This window comes from Paraburkholderia ginsengiterrae, assembly GCF_001645125.1.
In the GTDB taxonomy this organism is placed as follows: Bacteria; Pseudomonadota; Gammaproteobacteria; order Burkholderiales; family Burkholderiaceae; genus Paraburkholderia; species Paraburkholderia ginsengiterrae.
On sequence record NZ_LXKA01000126.1, the window covers coordinates 1 to 506 of the forward strand.

Consider the following 506-nt stretch of genomic DNA (forward strand, 5'->3'; position numbering starts at 1 on the left):
AGAGCGAGAGAGGTGAGGAGTACGGGGTCAGGCGACTAGCGCAGCGAAGAGAGGGTGTAGTGGGGGGATGTGAAGGAGGGCGCGGTAGAGCACATCGCAGGGGGCGGCGTGGTGGAGCAGGGTGAGGCAGGGGGGTGAGACGGAGAGAGAGGGAGGGAAGGGGGGGGGCGGTGGTCGTTGGGCCAGGGCGGGCGAGTGGGGCGGCGGAGGGTCGCCGGGAACGAGGGAGAGTAGGTGGGGGGCGCGGGGGGGTAGGGGTGGGGGGGACGGAGGTTCAGGCATAGGCCGGCGGCGGGATGCGGCGTTTGGGCCGCATTGCAGATCGCAACCACGGGGCCGTTCACGAGGGTATCGAGCGTGTTCAACCCCAGCGGGAACGACGCACGTCGGACGATTTGCGTGAAGCGGCCCATGCGGTGGCCGAACGGGGGGTGGAGTTGTCGCAGGAACGCGTCGTCGGACAGTTGCGCGCGGCGCGCGGCTTCCTCGGGCGCGCAGCACCAGAC

The 506-nt window shown here is 70.6% G+C and carries 1 pseudogene; it reads right to left on the reverse strand.

Features of this window, described 5'->3' with window-relative positions:
• Positions 1-269: 269 nt before the first annotated feature.
• A pseudogene (locus A6V37_RS42175) lies at positions 270-506 on the reverse strand (UbiH/UbiF/VisC/COQ6 family ubiquinone biosynthesis hydroxylase); the annotation flags it as partial.